General features: G+C 39.9%; 4 protein-coding genes. All 4 read left to right on the plus strand.

What is annotated here, in order from left to right:
• On the plus strand, positions 1 to 760 hold a 760-nt coding region (locus IQR33_RS03415), incomplete at its 5' end, for a hypothetical protein (protein ID WP_193843522.1).
• Between the two features lie 59 nt (positions 761 to 819).
• Positions 820 to 1,896: a DotH/IcmK family type IV secretion protein gene (locus IQR33_RS03420; protein WP_025634007.1), complete on the plus strand. Its 1,077-nt coding sequence runs from the start codon at positions 820 to 822 to the stop codon at positions 1,894 to 1,896.
• Between the two features lie 12 nt (positions 1,897 to 1,908).
• Positions 1,909 to 3,549 carry a DotG/IcmE/VirB10 family protein gene (locus tag IQR33_RS03425; protein WP_193843523.1) on the plus strand — a complete coding sequence of 547 codons (1,641 nt, stop codon included), beginning with the start codon at positions 1,909 to 1,911 and terminating at the stop codon, positions 3,547 to 3,549.
• Between the two features lie 52 nt (positions 3,550 to 3,601).
• On the plus strand, positions 3,602 to 4,033 hold a 432-nt coding region (locus tag IQR33_RS03430; protein WP_193843524.1), incomplete at its 3' end, for a hypothetical protein.

Genomic DNA, 4,033 nt, shown 5'->3' on the forward strand with positions numbered 1-4,033 from the left:
CCTAACTGAAAACATCTCTAAACAAATGATGATGGCTATTGGTTTAGGGATAATTAAAGAAGACGCAACGTTGATAACGGAGAGCGCCATTGAAGAAGTCGAAGAAATACGACCTGAAGAATCACCAGTAGATGTATTCGATGAAGAGCTTGTTGGTCTTGCACAAACAGATGCTGAAGTACAGATTATGGGCTCTATGGAGGCTTATAATGAAGAAGTTTCAGCCTTTAATGATGAACTCGATTTTAATGACTTTGAAAACACCTATAGTGATGAGGATTGGCCTGAAGAAGAACACGACTTTGATTCAATTATGCAGTACAACAACTTCTATGCCGAAGGCCCCTTTGAGCACAGTACTAGCGAAGAAGTTGTTTCGCCACCAGCATATTTATCCACTCAAGATTTAGGTACGAACGAAGAGACCTCCGAAGTAGACCTTGCTAATTTTGACAATGATGCATACGGCGAGTTGGATATCGCTTATAACAGTAGATATGTTTCATCTAACCTATCAGATCCATTTCTTGAAAGCGCTCAGCAGAACAATAAAGGCACTATCTCTGGCACTACTATAGATATAAATTTGTTAGCTGGTTTAGATGAGCCTAATGCTGAAAGAGCCACAGAGGCGGCGATCAATCAAGTCAAGGACATATTGGAATATCCTAAAGAAGAACTCCAATCAGAACCTCTCGGCGACGAAGAAGTCAGTGATATTGTAGAGAAAACACTACAATCGTTAGGTTTGTCTGAGTAGGGTTGTTTTTAATACATAAATGAAATATATTTACGCTTGTTAAACTTCAAGGATTACCAATGCACTCAAGAAACATCTCCTCTCTGAAAGCCTATTTCCGCTTAACAGTAAGTGCGGTGGTGTTGTCATTGTCGGCGTTTTCTCAAGCTAATCAAACTAACCAAGTTAGTCATGCTGCAATTGCGGATGCATTGTTAAAGAAATATGGAAGTATAGAAAATATATTGATTAACATGCGTGAACTTGAGGTGTATGAACAAAATGCAATTCAGACGTACATAACAGATCTAGAATACTCGAAACTCCAGAGTAATTACCAAAATAGAGACAGACTTGAGATACTGAGGGCTGAGAATAAAAAGAATGACATCATTAAAAGTGAGAAAATGAACTCCGACCCTGCTTTTATTGAAAGGATGCGTAAAATAGAAAGGCAGAGGCTAATTGCAGAAAATAAACTTTTAGTAAGGCCCCCGGAAAGTCTAATTGATACGATTAAATTCGATCCTTCACTACCTCAGGAGTTAATTTTGCAGGTGTACCCTGGCTTCCCTGGGTCTATTTCATTTTTCGACCAGACAGGAGCTCCTTGGCCTATTGTATATGTTAAGCTAGGAGCTCAGGGAGCCTTCGAGGCTGGAAAAACACCCGGTAACGCATATAGCTTGGAAGCTCGTTTACCTGGAGTAACTCATTCGGGCTGGTTTCAGCTGAAGGGTTTAGATACAACTATTCCTTTCATGATTAGTTCTGAAAAAACAGATTACTACAATTCTCGAAGACAAGTGATCATTCCACTAATTGGCCCGAACGCCAAGCCAATACAATACCGTTCTACTTCAAGTGTAGATCTTGATAAAGCTGGTCCAGAATTCTTTTCTTTTCTTTCAGGTACGACAACAGGTGTGCCTGGTGCCAAAGAAACTAAATTGCAAGGAATCAATGGCCAAGCCTATTTATATAATGAATTTGTTTATATCAGAACAACAGCCATTTTAAGAAGCAAAGGTAGCTCTTTGGTAAGAGAGGGAAGTGTCGGTGATTACAACCTTTACAAACTTTACCCCCGTTCATTCTATTGGTTTAGCGATGGTCGACAGAAAGTAAAAGCGTTTGTGGATACAAGTGAACTATAAGGCTTCTCACCGATGAAATTAAAAAAAATAGCAATCGTTGTAGGTTTGTTTGTAGTAGCCGCCGGAGGGATTGGATACGCAATCTATATGGCTTCCAATCAAGTTACAGAAGACCTTTCGGGCAAAGGTGATAAAACAGCAGGTAGACCTGTCGTTAAAACTGACGATGTGATTAAGAACTCAACTGATGGGACAATCAGTGTTCCTGAAAATTCACCTATCGCTAAAGAAACCGAAGAAAGGGAGAAGAACGCGCGTAAACAGGCTGCTACTAATGGCGAGAGCCATATCAGTAAAACTCGCGTACAAGAATCAGCAACGGGACCAGATACAAAAACCGAAGTTGACAAGCCTAAGTCGCAGGAGGTTGATCCCCTGGGGCAAGAAGTTAAGTCTGGCAAAGATGCTGAGTCTAAAAAGACAAATTCAGATACAGAAGAGAATAGTGCAGGTAGAGACGTAAAATTACCGTTGCCTAAACAAGATATAGAAACTTCAAGCCAGCTAGAAGATCTCCGAAACGAACTAGCAACGACTAAAATGAGTTTAAAGGCTCAAGAAATAAAGAATCGAAACGACAAAGCCGATGCTGAGCGTCAGCGGTTGATACAATTAGAAGCTGAGCGACAAAAAAAGATATCAGAAGGTGCACAAGCATTATTTTCAGGTCTCCCTTACGCACCAGATACAGGCGAAAAGTACAAAATCACTTATAGTAAGAAGGCTGACATTTATAGTAAAACATCACAGTTCGTTTTTGACCCGAGTGATGCAGAACAAGAAGTGGCCTCAGCATTGTATCGTTCTGATGGAGGTCAGACTCAAATGGGGATTCATCCTAATTATTATAAGAAAGAAAACACAGTTGGGTATACGGACAATGAAAAAGAAACCTCTAATGAAAAATATAGACAGCCACCAGTTGAAGTAGACCAAGAGTCTATAGTATTTGATGCAGGTGAGTTGGTTTATGCCCGTACCACCTTGCCTATCGACTCAGACATTCCTGGCCCAATCAGAATTCGTTTATTAACCGGAAAAGCAGAAGGTAGTATTGCGTTCGGTGAAATGGAGCTTATAGAACAAGCTCCAGGTGTTGCCTTAACTGTAACGTCTGTTATTAGAGATGGGAAACAAATCCCTGTAAAAGCTTGGGTATTATCTGCTGAAACTGAAAAGGCGCTTATAGAAGGTGAAGTAGACCACCATTACATCCAGAGGTTTGGTGGCATGTTTGCTGGTTTGTTTATGACAGGTTTTTTGGATTCACTCATTGATACGACAGTGACAACATCAAATGGGGAAACAACAACTTCGACAGGTGCGATTGATAATACAAGAGACAGAATTGTTTATAGTATCGCCAAAGCTGCACAAGGCTTTTTACCTATCCTATACGATAATGCGAGAAGACCTGTTCAGGTAGAGATACCGAAAGGTCAAACTATGTACTTATTGTTTGAGAATCAAGTACTAGAAACGGATGAAATTCAAACTCCGAATCAGAGCGATCTTCTCAAGATGATGGAGGAGCAAAATAGACTAACAGAAGTTAATTCCGAAGAAACTGACCTAAGCTCTGAAATTCGCAAATCGAATATTGGGCAAAATGTATCAATCCCGAGTGACAACAAAACTCGTTTATGGAATTAATTTAGATCTTTTATATAATACATTCTTCAATTAAAAACAAGGAGCGATCATCATGAGCGATAACGAAGCTCAAGACGCAAATGCTGGCAAAGCGAATAAAAGCCAAAGCAGCTCAGCAAAGCCAAAAGTAAAGTTACTCGTTTATGTCGTAGGAGCTACTTTGCTTGTTGGTGGTGCTAGTTTAGCTGCACATAAAATGGGTTTGATACCAGATTTTGGAGGCCCTTCCAAAGTAGAAGAAATACAAAAGCTAGAGAGAAATCTTGAGCGTGAGATCACCGCTCTCAGGCAATCATTGCCTGAACTCATTAAGACTGAAATAGATGTGATTACTAAGTCTGAAGAGTTTGGTGCTATCACTGAATTACAAAGACAAGAAATCGCTCAATCAATCATTACTAAAATAGACATTCCTAGCAAAGTAAAGGATGAATTTGGTAAGCAAAAAAGTGAGATTGTGAAGTCAACCTCGAAAGCTGCGTCA

Origin of the sequence: Vibrio sp. OPT46 (genome assembly GCF_015163535.1) — a bacterium.
GTDB classification, from domain to species: domain Bacteria; phylum Pseudomonadota; class Gammaproteobacteria; order Enterobacterales; family Vibrionaceae; genus Vibrio; species Vibrio alginolyticus.